The organism is Pseudomonas sp. PB106, assembly GCF_009764645.1.
GTDB lineage: Bacteria > Pseudomonadota > Gammaproteobacteria > Pseudomonadales > Pseudomonadaceae > Aquipseudomonas.
The window spans coordinates 1-19,122 of the sequence record NZ_RWIM01000015.1; the positions used below are offsets into that span (position 1 = coordinate 1).

Below are 19,122 nucleotides of genomic sequence, written 5' to 3' on the forward strand. Positions count from 1 at the left end.
TCCTACACCAAACGTTGTAGGCGCTGCCGAAGGCTGCGATCTTTTGATTTCAATCCTCAACACTCATTCAAATCCTGCTTTGGCTTGCTCTTCTCCCCCAGCCCCTCAAGATTGAACACCTCACCTTCACCCAACGAGCGATAGTGCCTGCGCAGCGCTTCAAGTTGCTTCAGGTCAAGCGCCTCCAGCCCGAGCATCGCGTTCTGCGCCTCTTTGGTCACCAACAGCAATTCATCAATCTTCAAGTGGAGGATGTCGGTGTCGCGGTTCTGGGTGTTCTGGATCAGGAACACCATCAGGAAGGTGATGATTGTGGTCGAAGTGTTGATGATCAGTTGCCAGGTGTCGTTGTAATTGAAGATCGGTCCGCTCAAGCCCCACAACCCGATCAGGATAAGCGCCCCCATGAAGGTCTTCGGGCTACCGGCCACCATCGCCAGCTTCTGGGAGATTTTTGCGAATTTCATAGCCGTATTCCTTATTGGGGGGATGCATGAAATTCAGACATTGGCGGCGTTGTGAAAATTCTACTTACATGCGAGCCCTATTGTTAAAAACGCGGCTGCGCAAAGTGCTCTTGATGGCGGAACTTTCATTGTGCGGGTTTGTGGCTAGTATCAAGTGGCGATCAAATTGCCAGCAGCCCATTACACGGATAGACATCACGCAAGAGGCCACTCATGGAATTTTTCGAAAAGTTAGCCAGCTTAGCCGCCAAAGTTCGGTTGCAGAGCGCCGCAATCCAGACTGAAGAAGCAACAAAAAATGCGTTCGTCATGCCATTTATCAGCACGGTTCTGGGCTACGACGTGTTTGACCCCACCGAGGTAACTCCCGAATTTGTCTGTGACATCGGAACGAAGAAGGGCGAAAAAATCGATTACGCCATCATGAAAGACGGCGAAGTACAGATTTTGATTGAGTGTAAAAAGATCGGTGAGCCCCTGCACATCAATCATGCTTCCCAGCTGTTTCGTTACTTTCACGTGACCAGTGCGCGCATCTCCATTCTCACCAACGGTCAGGTCTACAAGTTTTTCACTGATCTGGATGCACCGAACAAGATGGATGAAAAACCTTTCCTGGAACTTGATCTGTTAGACATCGATGAATATTCGGTGCCCGAACTGATCAAACTGACAAAGTCGGCTTTCGACGTAGACTCGATCATCAGCGCGGCGGGCGAACTGAAATATGTCAGCCAAATCAAGAAGGTGATCGCTGCCCAGGTCACTAAACCCGATGATGATTTTGTGAAGGTTTTTGCTTCTCGTGTTTACGACGGCGTGATCACACAAAAAGTACGCGAGCAGTTTCATGAGCTGACCAGAAAAGCCGTTGTGCAGTTTTTGAATGACCAGATCAATGACCGACTCAAATCGGCAATGAGCGGTGCAATTCAACCAGCGCTGGCATCGTTGCCGACCGCGTCTACCGGCACTGATCCAGTGGATCCGCGAGATGAATCGGACGACAAAGTCCTGACAACACTGGAAGAGCTTGAGGGTTACCACATCGTTCGTGCCCTGGTTCGGTCGGTAGTCGATGCTAAGCGAATCGTTCAGCGTGATACGCAGAGTTACTTCGGGATTTTGCTGGATGACAACAATCGCAAACCGATCTGCCGCCTGCATTTCAATCGGACTCAGAAATACATAGGTATCTTTGACGAAGAGAAAAATGAGACCCGTCATGCGATCAGCTCAGTCGATGACATTTACGAGTATTCGGATCACCTGAAAAAAACGGTCGGCTATTACGACTGATAAAAGAACCGGCCTAGAGGGCCGGTTTTTTTGATGAGCATGAAGACACTCTTTGCAACGTCTCGCTCTGGAACTGGTCGCGGCGCTGCCTGTATCGTGACGAACCGCTGGAATGTCCCGAACAGGAGAACGCAATGAGTTGGTCCGCCAAACAATACGTCGCTTTCGAAGATGAACGCACTCGCCCGGCTCGTGATTTGCTGGCGGCGATTCCTACGGCTGAAGCGCGATCGGTGATCGATATCGGGTGTGGCCCGGGCAATTCGACGGAGTTGCTGGTGCAGCGTTTTCCGGGGGCGCGCGTCAGTGGGCTCGACAGTTCGGCGGACATGATCGACGCGGCGCGCAAGCGCTTGCCGCAGTTGCAATTCGAGGTCGCCGAGATTGATCAATGGGCCGACGCCGGGCCATTTGATGTGGTCTTCGCCAACGCGGTGTTGCAGTGGGTGCCGGATCACGCGTCGTTACTGCCGGCGCTGGCCAGCAAGTTGTCGGCGGGTGGCAGCCTGGCGATTCAGATGCCGGATAACCTCAATGAACCTTCCCATCGCTTGATGCGTGAAGTCGCTGCGAGTGGTCCGTGGGCGAGCAAGCTTTCAGGCGCGGCGGGGCAGCGCACCGACATGGCGAGTGCCAGCGATTATTTCTCGATGCTGCGGCCACACTGTTCGCGGGTCGACGTGTGGCGTACGACCTATCACCATCAATTGTCTGGCGGAGCGGCAGGGGTGGTGGAGTGGTTTAAAGGCAGTGGTTTGATTCCGTTCTTGAGCCCGTTGAGCGAGACGGAGAAAACGCAGTTCCTGGAGCATTACCTGGCAGAAGTTGAGAAGGCTTATCCGACGCTGGCAGATGGCTCGGTGTTGTTGCCGTTTCCACGGCTGTTCATCGTCGCGACTCGCTGAATGAAAAAGGGCCGATCACCTCGGCCCTGTTCAATCTATCGCTGCACCGCCACCAACAGCATCATCGGCCGCTCCCGCTCTTCCGCCAGCGCCGGTTGCGCCGCGACGTCAGCATCGCTTGGGCCCCATTCATTGACATGGCGAATCGTGAACCCGGCATCAATCAGCGAATTGAGCAGGGTGCCAATCGTCCGGTGCTGCTTGATCACACCGTCGGCCAGCCAGTTGGTCACCCGCTCGCCCTCCACCTGATAACTGTCCAGCGGCCAGCGTTTATTGCCCTCGCTGTCCACCAACCAGCCCGGATGACGCGGTGCCATAAAGATCGGATGCTCAATTGAAAACACGAAGTGCGAGCCCGGTTTCAGCGCCGCGTACAGGTGGGCAAACAGACCTGGCAGATCGTTGATGTAGTGGAGCGCCAGAGCGCTGTAGGCCAAATCGAAACTGCACGCGGGTAAGTCGAGCTGTTCCAGGTCGGCGCGTTCATAGCGGATGTCCGCTGTCGTCGTGGTCTCACGCGCCCGCTCCAGCATCTTCACCGAGACATCCAGCCCCAGTACGCTCGCCGCGCCCTGCTCGATGGCCCAGCGGCTGAACCAGCCATAACCGCAACCCAGATCCACCACGTTCAAGCCGTGCATGGACGGTAACAACGCCTTGAGCGCCGGCCACTCCGGCGCCGCGTCGAGGCCGCCGATGGAGCGGTTCATCTGGCTGTAGCCCTGGAAGAATTCGGGATCGTCGTAAATGTTTTGCGTCATGGTGAATGGCTCTTTTGAGTTCTATCGTCAGCGGCAAAGTGGCCGCGATTGGAATCCCTCGAAAGTGGTGGCGCGTATTCGTCGATGGCCGCGCAGGGGGAGGGTGGTGGTTGATGGAGAAATGCTAGTCGGTTGGGCGGGAGGTGAAAACCGGTGGAGTGTTGTGGATCTGTAATGTCGGAAAAATCTCTATGTTTCGTAGTTGCATTAACGTCTGGCGAGTAACGCGTTTAAAGGCGTTCGGTGTTACGTCCTGATGCCTACAAAACCTTGCGCCGTTGCCTACCGGTACGCCAGAATCCGCCGGCTTGTGTGCTTGGGAGGCGGTCGGTAACTTGGTTCGCGTCACTGATTTCCAGTGATCGGGTTTAGTAGCCCGGAATCCCCCCTAAATGGCTGCACAAGTACCATTCAAACAGGCGAATGCTTGTACTCGATGGTGGCTGTGCGCATGGCGCCCTCGGGTGCGCCGGATTTAGGGTTTGGGGTCCGGTCTACTAACTTGCGCACAGCTGCCTCCCATCCGTTTAGTAGCGAGATCGGTTGCGGCCCCTATTGATAGGTACCAAGCCCATGTACAAAGTTACGCCAAATCCGCCGGAAACCGATCCGGCATCCCCCTACGAATCACCCAAATCAAAGAAATTCCACGAAGCCGCCGAACGCGCCCTCGACCACTATCTCGCTCCACCAGTCACTGCCATCCCCTACGAAACCAGCAGCATGTTCCTGGTCGACCCGAAAACCGACACCGAATCCCTGCTGGTCAACGCCAGCGAATCACTGGGCTCGGCCAGCGTCATGCTCGGCGACTTCGCCTCACTGCTCGAAGGCACTCACCGTAAAACGCTGTTGGGCATCGCGCAGGTGGTTATGCTGGGCGAATTGGCGGTGAATCAGGCGTTGGATAAGGTTGTCCCTGCTGAGTAGCCGCACCCGTGTCGATATCTGACAGGCATAAAAAAACCGGCCCATGAGGCCGGTTTCGAAGCGCCAGGATTTAACCCTGTTGCAACACCTTCAAAGCTGCCGAAGCCAAAAAACCGGAACGGCTTTTCTCTTCCGGGTGATGCAATACATATTCATCAATGCGGTTGAGCAAGTGCCCCGGCAGAGTGATATTGAGCTTTTGCGCTTTGCCCAAATACCTGAGCACATCGATATCCACCACGGCCCATGCACAACCGACGTATTTCGGGTTAGCCACGTGCAAGCTCAGTTTGCTGGCCGCTGGAATGGGAGCGCCGTCGTCCGCAAGAATCTCGAAATGACCCTCGATGGCTTCACGAGCCATGGCGACGGCATCGTCCAGATCCTCTCCGGCGGAAAAGCATCCAGGAATGTCCGGGACTTCTACACCCCAGGCGTGTTGGTCATCACCAATTGAAATCGCAATCGGGTAGAGCATATTCGTTGTCCTCTATGGCGCAACTGACTCAGAGAGTCAAAGCAGCGCCTGCTGCAAAATACTGATGGCCGTTTTCTTCAGCAGATCCTTCCTCGGATGTGGCACGGTCACCAGTCCTGGTTTGCTCGGATGCTTGAAGTGATGGTGACTTCCTTTGATCCGTACCAGATACCAACCGTCTGCGACGAGTTGGCCGATTAAAAAACGGCTATTCACAACACCTCCTTGTGGTGTGCTTGGTGGGTACTATACCTATCGATTTTTTATGATCAACACTATAACCACCGGGCGGTCGTCATTCGTTGTTGGGTTGGTTCGCTTAGCGCAGTCTAGGTAAGGCAGGCGCGATGGTGAGGTGGGTGTGTTACCGGATCTTGCTTGTGCTCATGTGGCGATTTTCCGCTGCAAAATAATGGAACACATCTTTTTCTGCCGTCACTGCTGGGGCTGCTAACGTTGAACTTTAATGGGCGAGGGTCATAGACATTCAACGACCCTGTCGAAAGGAAAGCACCTCTCGATAAAGCCAGCGTAGTGATGCACGGAATTAGGCCATGTGATCGTCAGAAGGGAGTGAAACGGATGTCGACTCTAAAATTCAGCTATAGAGATGCAAAGGGCGATTTAAGTCAGCGGGAGTTGATTCAGTGGTCAGAGAATTCGATTTACATTCAAGGACGATCGGCCAGCGATACCTTTCCTAAGACCTATCGCAAGGATCGCATCATCGAAGTAGTGCTTGGGGCTGAGCTGCTCTTAAACGAGGCCGCTCCTCCTTCTCCGAGGCTACAACACAATCCCCAGTCACCGGCGCTCGTTGCTTCAGAAGCCGCTTCGCGAACGCCTCATCCAAAAATATTACCGGGGAGAATCAATCAAATTCTTTTCACTGGGTTCGCAGCTGCGCAACGGGCTGAGCTTGAGCAGAAGGCGATGGAATCTGGGTTGAAGGTCATGAGCACGGCAGGCAAGACGCTGACGTTTCTTTGTTATGGCGAAAATGCGGGGCCAACCAAAGTTTCCAAGGCACTTGAGGCTGGAGCTTTCATCATTGACTCAGAGCAATTCTTGAATCTGATCACAACAGGAGAAATCCCCTGAAGTCATCGCTTCGAGCCTCGCACGCTTCTCAAGGATTGTCGTTAGAGAGAACAAAAGCGTACAGGGGGAGGGCGCATCTTCAACTAGCGGAGTGCTTCTGAATGGTTCCGCGCTGACCAAATATCCAACCTCAAATCCCAGCCACAAAAAAACCGGCCCTATAGGCCGGTTTTTTCTGTTCCTGCATCCCCCGTCAAAAACACAACGTGAGACAAAATTTGAGTGGAGCGGGTAGAGGGAATCGAACCCTCGTCGGAAGCTTGGGAAGCTACTGTTCTACCATTAAACTATACCCGCTCAGAGCGGCTGACTTTGTACCAGACTCGGCCACGGATTTGAAGTTTTTCTTACTCATTAGCGCTTTAAATCACTGAAATCGGTCAATCGCGGACGAGCACTGTGGGTGGGAAAACCAATACCTCAGGCCTACAGGCTCGCGCGCGATGACACTTTTTCAAATGGCGAATGCATGCTGATCCTGAACAAACGAGTAACGCGTTCGGCTGGTCTGTTGCGCCGGTTTCAGAAAGCCGAGCAGGGCGTTCTGGCTATCGCGGCAGGCCGCCTTGTGTTCCATGTCGAGAAAATGCCCGGTGGCTTGCAGCGTGGTGAACGTGCTCTGCGCTACGTGATTGCCGAACAGGCGTGCGTCTTCGGCAGCGGTGTATTCGTCCCATTCGCCGTTTAAGAACAGCACCGGTACGTTGATCTTTTTCGCCGCATTCAAATAGCACTGTCGATCGCTGTGCAGCACGTCGCTGATGTGGAAGTGCATCTGCCCGTATTCGTGCTCGGCCAGGCTGCTGACGTGGCGATAGTTGAAGCGTTTGAACAATGACGGCAGGTGTTTGCCGATGGTGTTGTTGACCAGATGGCCGACACGGTCGCCGTCGCGCTGGCCGAGGTAATCGACGCCCCGTTCAAGGTAGTCGAGCATGTGCGCGTTGATCACCGGCGAGAACGAGCTGATCACGGCCCGTTCGATGCGCCGTGGCTGGTGGGCGAGGGCGACCAGGGTCGCGGCGCCGCCCCAGGAAAACGACAGCACGTGTTCGGCGGCGAAGTGGTCGATCAGTTCGAGCAGAATCTGCCCTTCGACGTCCTTGGTCAGATGTTTCTCGTGGCGGTTGTGCGCTTTCGATCGGCCCGCGTAGGGCTGGTCGTAGCAGACCACGTTGAATTGCGGGTGCAGGTTTTTCACAGTCTGTGCAAACGACGCAGTCGTGGCCATCGAGCCGTTGACCAGGATGATGGTCTTTTCTGCGGCGTCTGCGCGATAGAACTCCGTGTAAACCCGATACTGACCCTGTATATCCAGCACAGCGATTTCTGGCCTCATGTCATAAGACTCCTGGCAAGCAAGCGGGTATGCGCGCAAATAGACATTGCACGAGCTTTGTGACAGGTAGGCATACGCCTGGAATTTGCTTGGCCCATGTCGATCCGGTAAGGCAGGTCGACGGGTATTGTTATTGGCGGGCAGTCTGTCGGCTGAGGCGCAACCCTGAGGGCTGACGACCGACAAAAAGTTTCTTAGAAGTATGTTGTGACTCGTCGGTCACAATTTGGCCGACGTCCTGATTCAAGCAGGGGAGTCGGCATCGCGCAAGTGCCGTTGGTAAATTGTTCGACAACTTCTGCTGAGCGGTCGCGGGCTTAGAACAAATGAATCTCTTCGGTGCGCAAAGCGCGGTACTCGCCCGGTTTTAGCGCGTCATCAAGCTGCAACAGACCCATGGATTCGCGGTGCAGGCGCATGACTTTGTTGTTGAAAAAACCAAACATGCGCTTCACCTGGTGGTAGCGACCTTCAACGATACTCAACCGCGCCGAGTGTGGCCCGAGCAGCTCAAGTTGCGCCGGCTGCGTGGTCAGGTCTTCGAAGGCGAAGTAGATGCCCTCGGCAAAAGTGGTCGCATATTCCGCGCCAATCTCCTGCTCGGTCTCGACGTAGTAGACCTTCGGCAGCTTGGTCTGCGGCTGCGTCAGGCGGCGCGACCACGCGCCGTCGTTGGTGATCAGCATCAGGCCAGTGGTGTTGAAGTCCAGACGTCCGGCAATGTGCAGGTCGTCCTTGTCGGGTTCATCGATCAGGTCGAGCACGGTTGGGTGTTGCGGATCGCGGGTGGCGCTGACGCAGCCCGGCGGCTTGTGCAGCATGAAATAGCGTGCCGTTTTACCGATTTGCAGCACTTCGTTGTCGACTTCGACGCGGCTGAATTCCAGCACTTCACTGTGCGGATCGTTGACGATTTTTCCGTCAATCCGCACGCGCTTTTCCACCAGCAACAGGCGAACCTGCTGACGGTTGTAGCGGGGCAGGTTGCTGAGAAAACGGTCGACGCGCATGTTCAGAATTCGATGATTGGAGGGCGGCGCATCTTACGGGATCGAGCGCTTGGCCGCTTGCAGTTGCGCCTCGACCTGCGCGCAACGCGGGCACAGGCAGGACTGGTTGCGCAGTTCTGACGGCAGGGCTTCGAGCACCGCCGGGTCAATGCTTACGCCATAGCACCAGCACTCGCGGTCGGCGGTGCGCGGGTCGGCGAGACTGCAGTCGTTGCGGGCGCCGCAGGCCGGGCAATGGTCGGGTTTAACGTCGGAATCAGGCATAAGTCGAGTGAGGCATTTCCACGCAGGTGCGATTGCGGCCGGTTTGTTTGGCTCGGTACATCGCATGATCGGCCCGCGACAGCAGGCTGTGCAAGGTGTCATCGCGTTGCAGGGTGGTGGCGCCGATGCTCACGGTCAGATTGAGGCGGTGGCCGTCGTAGGCATATTCGTGTTGTTCGACGTGTTGGCGGATCTTTTCGGCAATTTTCTGACCGGTGTCGCCATCAGTGTCTTTCAACAAAACGATAAATTCCTCACCGCCCCAACGGCAGACGATGTCTGCATGGCGCAAGCAGCTTTGCAGATCGCGGGCAAAGCCGATCAACACCTGATCACCGGCCATGTGCCCATAAGTGTCGTTCAATGCCTTGAAGTGATCGAGGTCGAGCAGCAACGCCGTCAGCGGTTTGGTCTCGCGTTGTGCTTCGTGCAGGGCTTGCGCGGCGAGCAGGTCGAAACCGCGACGGTTCGGCAATTCGGTCAGGCTGTCGAGGGTGGCCTGAGCGTGAATCTTGGTTTGATAGCGTTTGATCACCCGGTTGAGCAAGGCCAACACAATCAACGTCACCAGCAAACAGATCAACAAGTTGAGATACAGCGACTGACGGATTTCGCTCAGCGCACCGTCTTCGCGCTTATCGACGAACAGATACCAGTTCAGCTCGGGAATAAACCGTACGTTGAGAAAATGCCCCTGTCCGTGAGCGGAATACTCGTAACTGCCGCTGTGCGGTTTCGGCAACTGGCTGACCAGGCTCTTCATGCTTTCGATTTCGCTGAGGCTCTGACCGATGTGCGCGCCTTCGGGGCCGCCTTCGGCACCGGTCAAAACCAGTCGGCCAAAGGTATCAACGAAGTACACGCTGCGTTGATAGCGCTGTTGATACTTGTCGATCAGCTTGATCACCGCATCCACGGTCAGACCGACGCCCGCCGCGCCGATGAAGCGGTCGTGGTAATCGTAAACCTTGTAGTTGATGAAGAACGTCAGGTTGTCCTTGTTGGCCAGGTCCGGGTCGACGTTGATCTCGTACGGGTCTTTCATGTCGCGCACGCGGAAGTACCAAGCGTCGCGCGGTTCTTCCACTTTGATCTGCTTGAGCACGCCTTTGGCGTGGTAGTAGGTGAGGGTGCTGTTGGAAACGAAAAAAGCAGTGTAGGCGCCGTAATGGGTCATGACTTCGTTGAGGTAACGGGTCATTTGCTCGGGGTTTTGTTCGCCGTTGACCACCCAATCGCGCATGAAAGTGTCGCGGGACATCATCGAGGAAATCAGGATCGGTCTGACGAGGTCTTTCTGGATTTCCGAGTAGACCGTGTCGGACGTCAGCGGCAGTTCGGTGTTGACGATGTTGTCGCGGATCGAGGCTCGGGAGGCGTAGTAGCTCAGCAGGGACGTGGCGAGGAAACCGGCGCCGAGCAGGGCGATCAGCGTGAGTACCAGCGAGCGTTGGGAGTACAGCGCAGATCGATGCGGCATGGCAGTTCCATTGGCAGTGGCCCGATGGCATGCATTCTAATGGCACTGCGGCGAAATAACTGCTCCATGTTCGGCGCGAATGGTTGTTCCTGAAGCCAGCCTTGTAGGAGTGAGCGTGCTCGCGATTGCAGTATGACATTCAGTGAAGATGTGGCTGATACACCGTCATCGCGAGCAAGCTCGCTCCCACAGGGTTTTTCGATGGGGCGGACGCCGCTGATCTGAAGCCGGGCGGGACTCGGCACTTGATCGATCCGCACCAGTCAAACGTATGTCGGCTGCTCTGTTCCGTTGCGGCCGTGGGTCTTTCAGGAGGCCATCATGCGTATCCAGAAGATTTTGTTCGGTGCAGTTCTTGTTTTCGGTCTGTCCGGTTGTTACTACTACGCCGGTCCTTACGACGCTTACCCCGCCACTTACTACTATCCCGGCTACTACTCACCTTATTCCTACGGCAGTTATTACGGCCCGCGCTACTACGGCGGCGCGCGCTATTACTACGGTGGCTATGGTTATCGCGGCGGTTACGGACGGGGTTATCACGGCGGCGGATATCATGGTGGGCACCATTAATCAGGGGCTGAATGACGGCGTTTGCGGATGAACAAGGTTTCACCAATCACTTGTTTCAACTTGTTGCGGGAACGCACCAGATGCCGAAAACGCTGTCTGATTTTTCGACAGTCACCGATTAATTGACTGTCGCCTGCCAGCGTCGCTGGTGTGGCCAACCCGCGGTCCAGGAGGCCGCCATGTATAGACGAATTCTTCTGCTTGCTGCGTTGATGTTTTCCGTTGCCGGTTGCGCCCCGTACTCGTACGCGGACTCGTACTACAGCTCCCAGGTCTACACATCACCCGCACCGGCTTACTACAACACTGGCGGCACTTACTACCGAGGCGGCAGCACCTATTACGCGCAGCCGCGTTACTATCAACCGCAACCGCGGTACTACCAGCAACCGCGCTATTACCAATCGGCGCCGCGTTACTACCAACCGGCCCCACGCCATTACGAAACCCGCCGCTGGCACGGCAATGATCGCGGCAACTGGGACGGCCACCGTCGCGGCGGATGGGACAACGATCATCGCGGTCGCGGCAATTACGACCGGCACAGCGGGCGAGGCGACCATAACGGCCGTGGCAACCGCTGGTAATCAACCGCAAATGAAAAGCGGCGCATTGAGCGCCGCTTTTTTTGTGCCCGCGGAAAAAACCTGTGTTTCGCCATCTCCTAGGCGCTTCTAGGAAGCCTCCTACAGTTTTATTTCTTCGCATTTGTTAGCGTTTGTATATGTCAATTGATGTTGAAAAGCGTCAGTTCAATGGAGACGTATAAAACGGAATTTGCTCAAGTGAAGCTTCTTGTGATTCATCAAAATTTTCCGGGGCAGTTTCGTCATGTGGCGCTAGAAGCTGTTCGTCGACGCTGCGAGGTGGTTGCTATTGGGCGAGACACGGCTCCGGGACTCGAAGGCGTAAAACTGTTTCGCTATCGCACGTCAAGAACAAGGCAGACCGATATTCAAGCCTATTTGCGGACGTATGACGACGCCGTGACTGACGGGCGGAAAGTTTACCAAATTCTGAAAACGCTCAAGCTTGAGGATTATCGACCTGATGTGATTCTCGCTCATCCAGGATGGGGTGAATCGCTATTTATCAAAGATGTGTATCCCGATGTGCCGCTTATTCATTTCTGCGAGTTTTATTATCGAGCACATGGGGCGGATTCAGGGTTTGATCCTGAATTTCCAAGTGTCGATGAGGAGTGTTCAAGGCTGCGAGTTTTGAACTCGATGCATCTCTTGAATCTTGAACAGTGCGATATTGCAATTGCCCCGAAGCAGTGGCAACGCAGTCTTTTCCCAGCGGCCTACCATTCGAAAATTCAAGTGATCCACGAAGGCGTCATTCGGAAATACTCTTCGCAGAGGGTTGATTCGTTAACGTTGCCCAGTGGCCATGTTCTAAAAGCGGGGCAGCCCATCGTCACGTACGTGGCCAGAAATTTAGAGCCTTATCGCGGATTCCATAGTTTTATGAGGGCCATTCCCCATATACAGGCTGAGTGCCCGGAGGCTCAAATAGTCATAGTGGGTGGAGACGAAGTCAGTTACGGGCGAATGCCAATCGGGTACCCGAATTGGCGAAGCAGGATGGCGGCGGAGGTTGATTTAGACAGTTGCAATGTGCATTTCAGCGGAAGACTTCCGTATCAAAAATATAGAGCAGTGCTGGAGCTTTCAAAAGCTCATGTCTATTTAACTTATCCATTTGTTTTGTCGTGGTCGCTTTTAGAAGCCATGGCTTCTGGTTGCATCGTAATTGCGTCTGATACGGCACCACTGCGAGAGGTAATTCTTGATGGCGTTAACGGAGTGCTCGTGGATTTTTTCGACTATAAGGCGATAGCCAAGAGAGTGACTAACGTTTTACAAGATGACAGGGAGTTTCAATCACTGGGTGAGTCAGCAAAGTTGACTGCGAGTAAATTTGACGTGGTCAATGGACTAAAGGGGTATTTCGAAATATTTGACGGGCTAATAAGCAGATAACGGCGCAAGTGACTTGTTTTTACAATTTCAATAAGGAACATTGAAATGTTTAAGGTCTCTCGAAGGGAAGTAATCAGACGGACAAAAAAAGCTGTGAAATACAGCCTTTTTTTGGCCGCTTGTTATTGGGTAGTAGATTTCCATAACCAGTGGGACGACGCAGCGGAGGCCCGGGCGATCCGCCACAAAAAAGAAGGAGAATGCAGTAAAAAACTTGCCGGCATGGAGCAGGTGCCCATTTTAGGAGGCAGCTATCTTGATAGAACTCGAATCCCCGGCTTTCATTTCGGCTCCAGGCTGAAAGGCGATGGCTCCTGTATTGCGGACCTTCTTGAAGGGGCATTCTGGTGGACGGGAACTGAACTGATCACCGCTTTTGACCAAGTTGGTAAAGAACCGTCACCTGATTGGGGATTCTATAAAGTTGCGGCCAGACTTTATACTAGGACGGAGCACAATGAGCCGCACACGATGGGTTATCGGCATAAGGATTGGCCGGATGATTTGATTGTAAAGCTGAAGAATTATCCGGGCTTGGAGCTTTGGCTCAATGCGCCGCCTCCTCACTTCAAAAACGCAGGGACTATTAAGATTTTTGTAATGCCTGATTGGCGACGTCGTGATGGAACGCCAAGATTAATAAAATGTGACGGTCTGAATTCTGCTGGTGATGAAGTCATCGCAAGTGGGCTAAGTCAAACTGAACTGCTGACGTTTAGCAGGGCGGAATTGGAAAGTGTGGACTTTGGAAAGCTGAATACCCGATGTTCGGTCGAGCTTCATAGCTTCGATTTTGCCGGAGGGGACGGTCGTGTAAGTTTTGGAACCAGTTCGTTACGCGGCGCTCCTGAAGCGCTTAGGTTTGTCAGTGAGTACCTTTCTTCTTCAATTGTTACAGGGAAGTGATGATGAGTTATGTTTTTAGTGATTTAGAAAAGACAAAAATTATAACGGCTGCAACCGCCTGCGCCGGCATGCGGTTGGCGGCGGAGGGTATAGGATACGAAGCCGTGGATGTGGAGGGGAAAAATTGCGCGTATTTATATCAAGAATTATCCAATCTAATTGGAGGTAAATTAAGAGAAGGGGCTAACTTTGAAAAAGAAGTGGCAAATATACTCAGAAGTGCAAAGCTTTGGCTGGACGTCGCGATTGACGCTAATGGTGGGCGGGGCGCTTATTCTGCATTGATTCGCGCCTACACTTTACGGCAAGGAGAGCTCAGATTAAATAAGGTATTCAGCGAAAGTAAGATGCAAGAGTCGTCCAATCAGGTCGCAGTCAATTTTATGAACTCCCTGATGAACGGCTCGGTTAAGTTTTATCTGCCGCCATGGACCGTTCCTTCCATTGACCAAATCGCAGCGATTGATGCAAGTGCCATTGGCGAAGTATTGTTTCGCAAAGAGGTGGGTGTAGAAGATACTGCCTCGAGTCAGAATGCCGGCTGGTCCGGAACCATAGGTTTTAGTCTGCTCGGCGGAAAACCTCCGTATGAAACCTGGAGACTGATATTCGCGGGTGATCCAGGTTCAGATATCAAAGGGAGTCATGAACTCGCCAAAGTAAACAGGCTCGATGATTATAAAAATATTCTATTCGCGATAGATTCCTATCGTATCGGTCTGCAAGCAGTGATAAAAAACTTTGGTGCCAACATAGTCAGCACTGTTTTTTCAGTCGTGCCCGAGCAAATCAACATCGGCCTGGCCAGCAGTAACATCAACCCGCTGATTCAATATGTTGTGAAGGGCACACCCGTGTCACCCACCGTCAACTTGATTCTGCGGTATGGGGTGAATGATTTCTTCGACATGTTCAGGCGCACGTACGACGGCAATTCTGCCGCGACGCCCACCTCCGACGAAACCTTTGCCGCTAATGCCTACGCATTTTTTTCAGCGCTTTCACCGACTCAATCACAAAGCATCGTTACCAAGACAATTGGGGAATACGGCAGCGCTTCAGCGTGGGTATCGCTGGCTACTCAAGCGACGCCGGTTGGCGAAGCGTTGCGAAACTCGCTGAAACAGCTCAGTGAAGTAGTAATTGAACGAGCGGACGGTTACTCGGGGCGGGGATTGGAGCTTCACGATCCACAAACTGGCGAAGGTGTCATTACAGAGCATTGGATTGCCGACCGTGCGCAAATGTTGGCCCGACTGATTTCCAGAACCAATGGCTCCTACGGAGAAAATACCTTACAGAAATCCTCATATTCGGACTTGGCCACGGGCATACAGGCGCCAATGGCGACGGGGGTATCAAACCCGTTGGTCGTATTTGGTGATGATGGAGGGCGATCTTTCGGTGGCGGGGGGAACGCCGATCACCTTCACGGTGGGAAGGGCAATGACTCGATTAGCGGGTTAGCGGGTAATGACAGCATTGAAGGTGGTCACGGCAATGACTCGTTAACCGGAGGCGGCGGCAACGATGCGCTTTACGGGATGGCGGGTGATGATGTTTTAGTCGGGGGGAAGGGCAACGATTCGCTTAGCGGTGGCGCAGGCAATGATCGCTACGAATTCTCCAGTGGTGATGGAATCGACGAGATTGTCGATACCGGGATCAATGGGCATATCTTGATAAATGGCCTGCCAATCCCTGCGCTCAAGCGGAGTACGCCACTGAGCAATAACTGGTTCACTGAAGATCGAGCAATGGCGTTAACGCTCATCGAAGAACTCGATAAAGCTACGTTGAACATCAAGTACGGACCTGGCGACCTCATTGTGATCAAGGATTTCAAGCCAGGGATGCTGGGTATTCGTCTGCCTGAGTATCAAGGGCAAACCGCTTCACCTCCTGATCTGATCGTGCAAGGCGACTGGAAAGCCAAAGACACCGATCCCGCTACCCCCGGTGAACAAGTTTCGTACGATGAGTTTGGTAACGTCTTGGTATTGCCCAAAGTAAAACAGAGAAACAAGGCCGACGTGCTCCACGGTTCTGCAAAAGACGACGTCATTCTCGGCCTTGGCGGTTCTGATCGGCTATTTGGCAAAGCCGGAAACGATCGCCTGTTCGGGGATAAACAAATAACGCTTGAAAAGGCCATCGCCGACGGTACCACCAAAGGCAAGACAAGCCGTGGTGACTGGCTGGACGGAGGTCTGGGCGACGATCTATTGATAGGCACTTCTTCCCGAGACGTGTTGCTCGGTGGAAACAATCGGGACACGTTGCTTGGCGGAGCAGGAGATGATGTTTTATATGGTGATAACTCAACTGGGATGATCGAGCAGGATTGGAGTTTCAAGCAGGTTGAAAGTCTTGTAGACGGCGTCAGTCTTCACAGTACCGTCTTTTCCAAAGCCTCTCCAAATGCTTCATCGGAGGGTGATAACGATGTTCTTTATGGTCAAGGTGGCCGGGACGTCCTCAATGGAGGCTGGGGCGAGGATCTACTGGACGGTGGAACTGAAGATGATCTTTTGTGGGGAGACGGAGGGAATGACACGCTATCAGGCGGGGATGGCAACGACACATTGTCTGGCGACAATCTCGACAGCAAAAGTTTTGGACTCCAGAGCAAACACCATGGCGACGATGTACTGGATGGCGGCAAAGGCGATGATCGTCTTGCCGGCAACGGTGGTAGCGATGCGTTGTATGGCGGTCCCGGCAACGATGACCTGAAAGGTGACGATGACCTGCTGGACGGCGGTTCCGGTGAAGCCGCCCATTTTTTCGGGCGTGATTTGCTGGACGGTGGCGCGGGAGATGACACGCTCTGGGGTGGCGGCGCTGATGATTCGCTGTTCGGGGGCGCCGGTAACGATGACCTGACCGGTGATTATCCCAGCCATCCCGTTCGTTATCACGGTGATGACTTTCTTGATGGCGGTGAGGGGGATGACACACTCAGAGGGGCGGGCGGCTCGGACACACTCATCGGTGGGTCGGGGGCAGATGCGCTGGATGGTGACGCCGCCGAATTGCAATCAGGCGGGGTCAATAATGACTATCTTCAGGGCGATGGAGGCAACGATACGCTTTGGGGCGGTTCGGGCGCCGACACGCTTTACGGGGGCGCGGATGATGACGTGTTGGTCGGGGACTACGAAAAAAACGCCGAAGCGGATCACGGCCCAGACTATATGGATGGCGGCTCAGGCAACGACACATTGCAAGGAGGAGGTGGCGACGACACGTTGATTGGCGGGGAGGGAATGGATTATCTCCGCGGCGATTCAGGTAATAACGTCTTTGATGGCGGTAGCGGTAATGACCTGCTCGAAAGCCAAGACGGCGATGATATTTACTGCTTTGGCCTCGGTGACGGACTTGATGTCATTAGCGATCAGGGGGGCAAGAATGTCATCAGGTTCGGGGCAGGATTCTCTGCATCAAATCTGAAAGCAGACATCATTGAAACTAGCGTGGGGCCGGCGTTGCGGCTGTCAAACGGCTTGGGTGATGCGGTTCTGCTCCGAAGCCATGAAAATTGGCAAGATTCGACTTTCAGCTTTAGCGATGGGGTAACTCTCAGCTATCAAGACATCATCAAGAAAATACAGCCTCCGATAGAAGTGGTCGATTCGCCGGTAACGAATTTAGTGCTGATCGAAGAAAATAAAGACATAAATAAAATAAGTAGCACGGCTGACTTTCAGGCTCCTTCAACCGGCAATGTTCCTGACGAAAACGATGGTTCCGCCTCCGACAATCGCAGTGATTGGACAAGTAAGTTTCTTGCGCAAATAAAAGAAAAGCGTTCGGCGAGCAGGCGCGCACAGGGTTTTATTTTGAATGAAAAGGGTGTCTGGGTTCGTAGTCACATAGTTACCGATGATGCTGGCTATACCACTCATACGGAACTGGTTATCGAAGGTGTCGAAGATGCATCACTGTCTCCAACACCGCAATGGATGGGGAGTGCCGCCGGCGCTGCTGTGGTCAGTGAACGGCAGTCTGAATCCACCTCCCAAGTCAAATACAAAAATGTTAAGGCCGAGGGAGCAATTCCATCATCGGTCCAAAAACAGCACTACTATCGTTCTGGATCGGGCAGTGGGTTTTCTTTCAAAACAGGAGACGTAATAGTCGAGGACAGAAAAGACTCAGGCGCTATTAAGGGATGGTTCATCTATCCGGCGGGAAGCTTTGGCGTTGGCGAGACTGTTCGCAAAGAGTTTCGCTGGAATGTCACCACTGAAACCATCAAATATAAAAGCGTGCAGGGTAACGATGATGGTGGGCGAGTAAATGTCGAAGTCGGCAACCTTTTCCTCGGAGGTGCAGGGGATGATGTGGTCGTCGCCTACGCCGGTTCGCCGCTCGATTATGGCGCAGTGGCGGGCAGAACACCGGGCGCCCTGTTATCTGCCGGGCCAGGTAACGACACTTTGCTTGGCTCTGAAGGCGCGGATTACTTGATTGCAGGTGCAGGGGAAGATTGGCTTTACGGTGAGGACGGTGCCGATACGTACATCGTGCAATCGCATGCTGGTGCAACGACCATTATTGCGGACGTGTTGAATCCTGTTTTTCTCCGACCTGAAGTGGGCGTTACCGGATGGAGTGACGAATACGGAGTGCTCGATCAGGACACCATCGTCCTTCCGGAGGAAGCCAAGCGTGATCAACTGCAGCTCAGTTGGGGAGCGGCGTTGATTGAAGCAGTCAATGTTGAGTTGGCACCGAACCCGCCTCGCAATGCCTATCGCCGGCCCCCTCGGGCAAAAATGCTGTACTCAACACTCGATATCAAATGGGGTGGGTCACAACAGGTTCGGATTGTGATGCCTCATGCCGGTGATCCGGTGGGTTCGGGTATTGAGACTGTAAAGTTTGCCGATGGATCGGACATAAGTTTGAAGCAGCTTATGGAATTGGGTCAGTTAGGAGCGGCCCCAGATACTTACCATCAAGGCGTAATTGTTAATAACTCGACTCACTTCAAATCCATTCGTGAGGGACAAACTCTCCCGCTGGTTGGAGGGCATGGCAATGACACACTGAGTGGGTCTGGAGAGATTCTAGGCATGCAGGGTGATGATTTGCTGACAGGCAATGTTGGTGATGACGTTCTGGTCGGTGGCGCAGGAAACGACACGTTGTCCGGTGGTGCTGGTAATGACATTTACAGGTATGACGGTCTCGGCAGAGATGTGGTGGTGAATGCCGGAGGGGGTACTGATGGAGTCGACTTCTCCACCTCTGGATTGTCTATTGATAACCTTAAATTTCACCGCGAAAACGACGACCTTGTCGTCGTTGTGGGTTACGGCATGGCGCCGAAGATCCGGGTTTCCAATCATTTCTCAGGCGGCGATGCTGCTATCAGTTTTATAAGAGTCCACGAAGCCGGAAAGTCTGTACGTGACTATTCAGCGAGCGAACTCTTGGGTCTTCTGCATCCTCTTCCTCCGCTTCGTGATGTTGAGGATATCTTGGCAAGGAATGACGAAGAGGCGTTGCAAGCACTGGCGGAAATAGTGAAATTTTACGATTTGAACGTCTAGACACAATCGAGACGCCTGCCCGCGATAGCCCTCGGAAATCGGCCATCGCGGGCA

At 53.7% G+C, this 19,122-nt stretch carries 17 protein-coding genes and 1 tRNA gene; 9 read left to right on the plus strand and 9 right to left on the minus strand.

Annotation, left to right across the window (positions count from 1 at the left end; genetic code table 11):
- Window positions 1-56: 56 nt before the first annotated feature.
- Entirely contained in the window at window positions 57-467 is a 411-nt protein-coding gene (locus EJA71_RS02270; protein ID WP_158953938.1) for a low affinity iron permease family protein, read from the minus strand.
- A 213-nt stretch (window positions 468-680) separates the two neighbouring features.
- Between EJA71_RS02270 and EJA71_RS02275 the strand changes: the two genes are divergently transcribed.
- Complete coding sequence (locus EJA71_RS02275) at window positions 681-1,766, plus strand: type I restriction endonuclease (RefSeq protein ID WP_158953940.1); 1,086 nt, start codon at window positions 681-683, stop codon at window positions 1,764-1,766.
- A gap of 134 nt (window positions 1,767-1,900) precedes the next feature.
- Window positions 1,901-2,671 carry a trans-aconitate 2-methyltransferase gene (gene tam / locus EJA71_RS02280; RefSeq protein ID WP_158953942.1) on the plus strand — a complete coding sequence of 257 codons (771 nt, stop codon included), beginning with the start codon at window positions 1,901-1,903 and terminating at the stop codon, window positions 2,669-2,671.
- A 35-nt stretch (window positions 2,672-2,706) separates the two neighbouring features.
- On the opposite strand, the gene EJA71_RS02285 is transcribed toward tam, so the two are convergent.
- On the minus strand, window positions 2,707-3,435 hold the full coding sequence (locus tag EJA71_RS02285; RefSeq protein ID WP_158953944.1) for a bifunctional 2-polyprenyl-6-hydroxyphenol methylase/3-demethylubiquinol 3-O-methyltransferase UbiG: 729 nt from the start codon (window positions 3,433-3,435) through the stop codon (window positions 2,707-2,709).
- Window positions 3,436-4,008: 573 nt separating this feature from the next.
- Here EJA71_RS02285 and EJA71_RS02290 point away from each other — a divergent pair.
- Window positions 4,009-4,365, plus strand: coding sequence for a DUF6124 family protein (locus EJA71_RS02290; RefSeq protein WP_158953946.1), 357 nt, complete (start codon window positions 4,009-4,011; stop codon window positions 4,363-4,365).
- Between the two features lie 70 nt (window positions 4,366-4,435).
- On the opposite strand, the gene EJA71_RS02295 is transcribed toward EJA71_RS02290, so the two are convergent.
- Together EJA71_RS02295 and EJA71_RS02300 are read right to left on the minus strand one after the other, a co-directional pair.
- Window positions 4,436-4,843 carry a type II toxin-antitoxin system HicB family antitoxin gene (locus tag EJA71_RS02295; RefSeq protein ID WP_158953948.1) on the minus strand — a complete coding sequence of 136 codons (408 nt, stop codon included), beginning with the start codon at window positions 4,841-4,843 and terminating at the stop codon, window positions 4,436-4,438.
- A 36-nt stretch (window positions 4,844-4,879) separates the two neighbouring features.
- A complete protein-coding gene (locus EJA71_RS02300) occupies window positions 4,880-5,059 on the minus strand; it encodes a type II toxin-antitoxin system HicA family toxin (RefSeq protein WP_158953950.1) in 180 nt (59 codons plus the stop codon).
- 366 nt (window positions 5,060-5,425) lie between these two features.
- Here EJA71_RS02300 and EJA71_RS02305 point away from each other — a divergent pair, with 366 nt between their 5' ends.
- Window positions 5,426-5,944, plus strand: coding sequence for a BRCT domain-containing protein (locus EJA71_RS02305; RefSeq protein ID WP_158953952.1), 519 nt, complete (start codon window positions 5,426-5,428; stop codon window positions 5,942-5,944).
- A 223-nt stretch (window positions 5,945-6,167) separates the two neighbouring features.
- Here the strand turns inward: EJA71_RS02305 and EJA71_RS02310 are convergent.
- The 5 genes from EJA71_RS02310 to EJA71_RS02330 all read right to left on the minus strand — a co-directional run bounded on the left by EJA71_RS02310 (window position 6,168) and on the right by EJA71_RS02330 (window position 10,037).
- Window positions 6,168-6,241, minus strand: a tRNA-Gly gene (locus EJA71_RS02310).
- A 157-nt stretch (window positions 6,242-6,398) separates the two neighbouring features.
- Window positions 6,399-7,283 (minus strand): alpha/beta fold hydrolase, encoded by an 885-nt coding sequence (locus EJA71_RS02315; RefSeq protein WP_158953954.1) that lies wholly within the window; start codon window positions 7,281-7,283, stop codon window positions 6,399-6,401.
- A gap of 317 nt (window positions 7,284-7,600) precedes the next feature.
- Complete coding sequence (locus EJA71_RS02320) at window positions 7,601-8,293, minus strand: pseudouridine synthase (protein WP_158953956.1); 693 nt, start codon at window positions 8,291-8,293, stop codon at window positions 7,601-7,603.
- A 33-nt stretch (window positions 8,294-8,326) separates the two neighbouring features.
- Window positions 8,327-8,557, minus strand: coding sequence for a cysteine-rich CWC family protein (locus EJA71_RS02325; RefSeq protein WP_158953958.1), 231 nt, complete (start codon window positions 8,555-8,557; stop codon window positions 8,327-8,329).
- Window positions 8,550-10,037 carry a sensor domain-containing diguanylate cyclase gene (locus EJA71_RS02330; protein WP_158953960.1) on the minus strand — a complete coding sequence of 496 codons (1,488 nt, stop codon included), beginning with the start codon at window positions 10,035-10,037 and terminating at the stop codon, window positions 8,550-8,552. The genes EJA71_RS02325 and EJA71_RS02330 overlap by 8 nt, the downstream gene beginning before the upstream one ends.
- Before the next feature lie 321 nt (window positions 10,038-10,358).
- Between EJA71_RS02330 and EJA71_RS02335 the strand changes: the two genes are divergently transcribed.
- The 5 genes from EJA71_RS02335 to EJA71_RS27655 all read left to right on the plus strand — a co-directional run bounded on the left by EJA71_RS02335 (window position 10,359) and on the right by EJA71_RS27655 (window position 19,068).
- Window positions 10,359-10,610, plus strand: coding sequence for a hypothetical protein (locus EJA71_RS02335; RefSeq protein WP_158953962.1), 252 nt, complete (start codon window positions 10,359-10,361; stop codon window positions 10,608-10,610).
- Between the two features lie 179 nt (window positions 10,611-10,789).
- Window positions 10,790-11,197: a hypothetical protein gene (locus EJA71_RS02340; protein WP_158953964.1), complete on the plus strand. Its 408-nt coding sequence runs from the start codon at window positions 10,790-10,792 to the stop codon at window positions 11,195-11,197.
- Window positions 11,198-11,365: 168 nt separating this feature from the next.
- The gene (locus EJA71_RS02345) at window positions 11,366-12,598 is read left to right on the plus strand and encodes a glycosyltransferase family 4 protein (RefSeq protein WP_256671467.1); all 1,233 of its coding nucleotides are present in this window, start codon (window positions 11,366-11,368) and stop codon (window positions 12,596-12,598) included.
- A 45-nt stretch (window positions 12,599-12,643) separates the two neighbouring features.
- On the plus strand, window positions 12,644-13,504 hold the full coding sequence (locus EJA71_RS02350) for a hypothetical protein (RefSeq protein WP_158953966.1): 861 nt from the start codon (window positions 12,644-12,646) through the stop codon (window positions 13,502-13,504).
- Window positions 13,505-13,506: 2 nt separating this feature from the next.
- Complete coding sequence (locus EJA71_RS27655; RefSeq protein WP_158953968.1) at window positions 13,507-19,068, plus strand: calcium-binding protein; 5,562 nt, start codon at window positions 13,507-13,509, stop codon at window positions 19,066-19,068.
- Window positions 19,069-19,122: the final 54 nt, after the last annotated feature.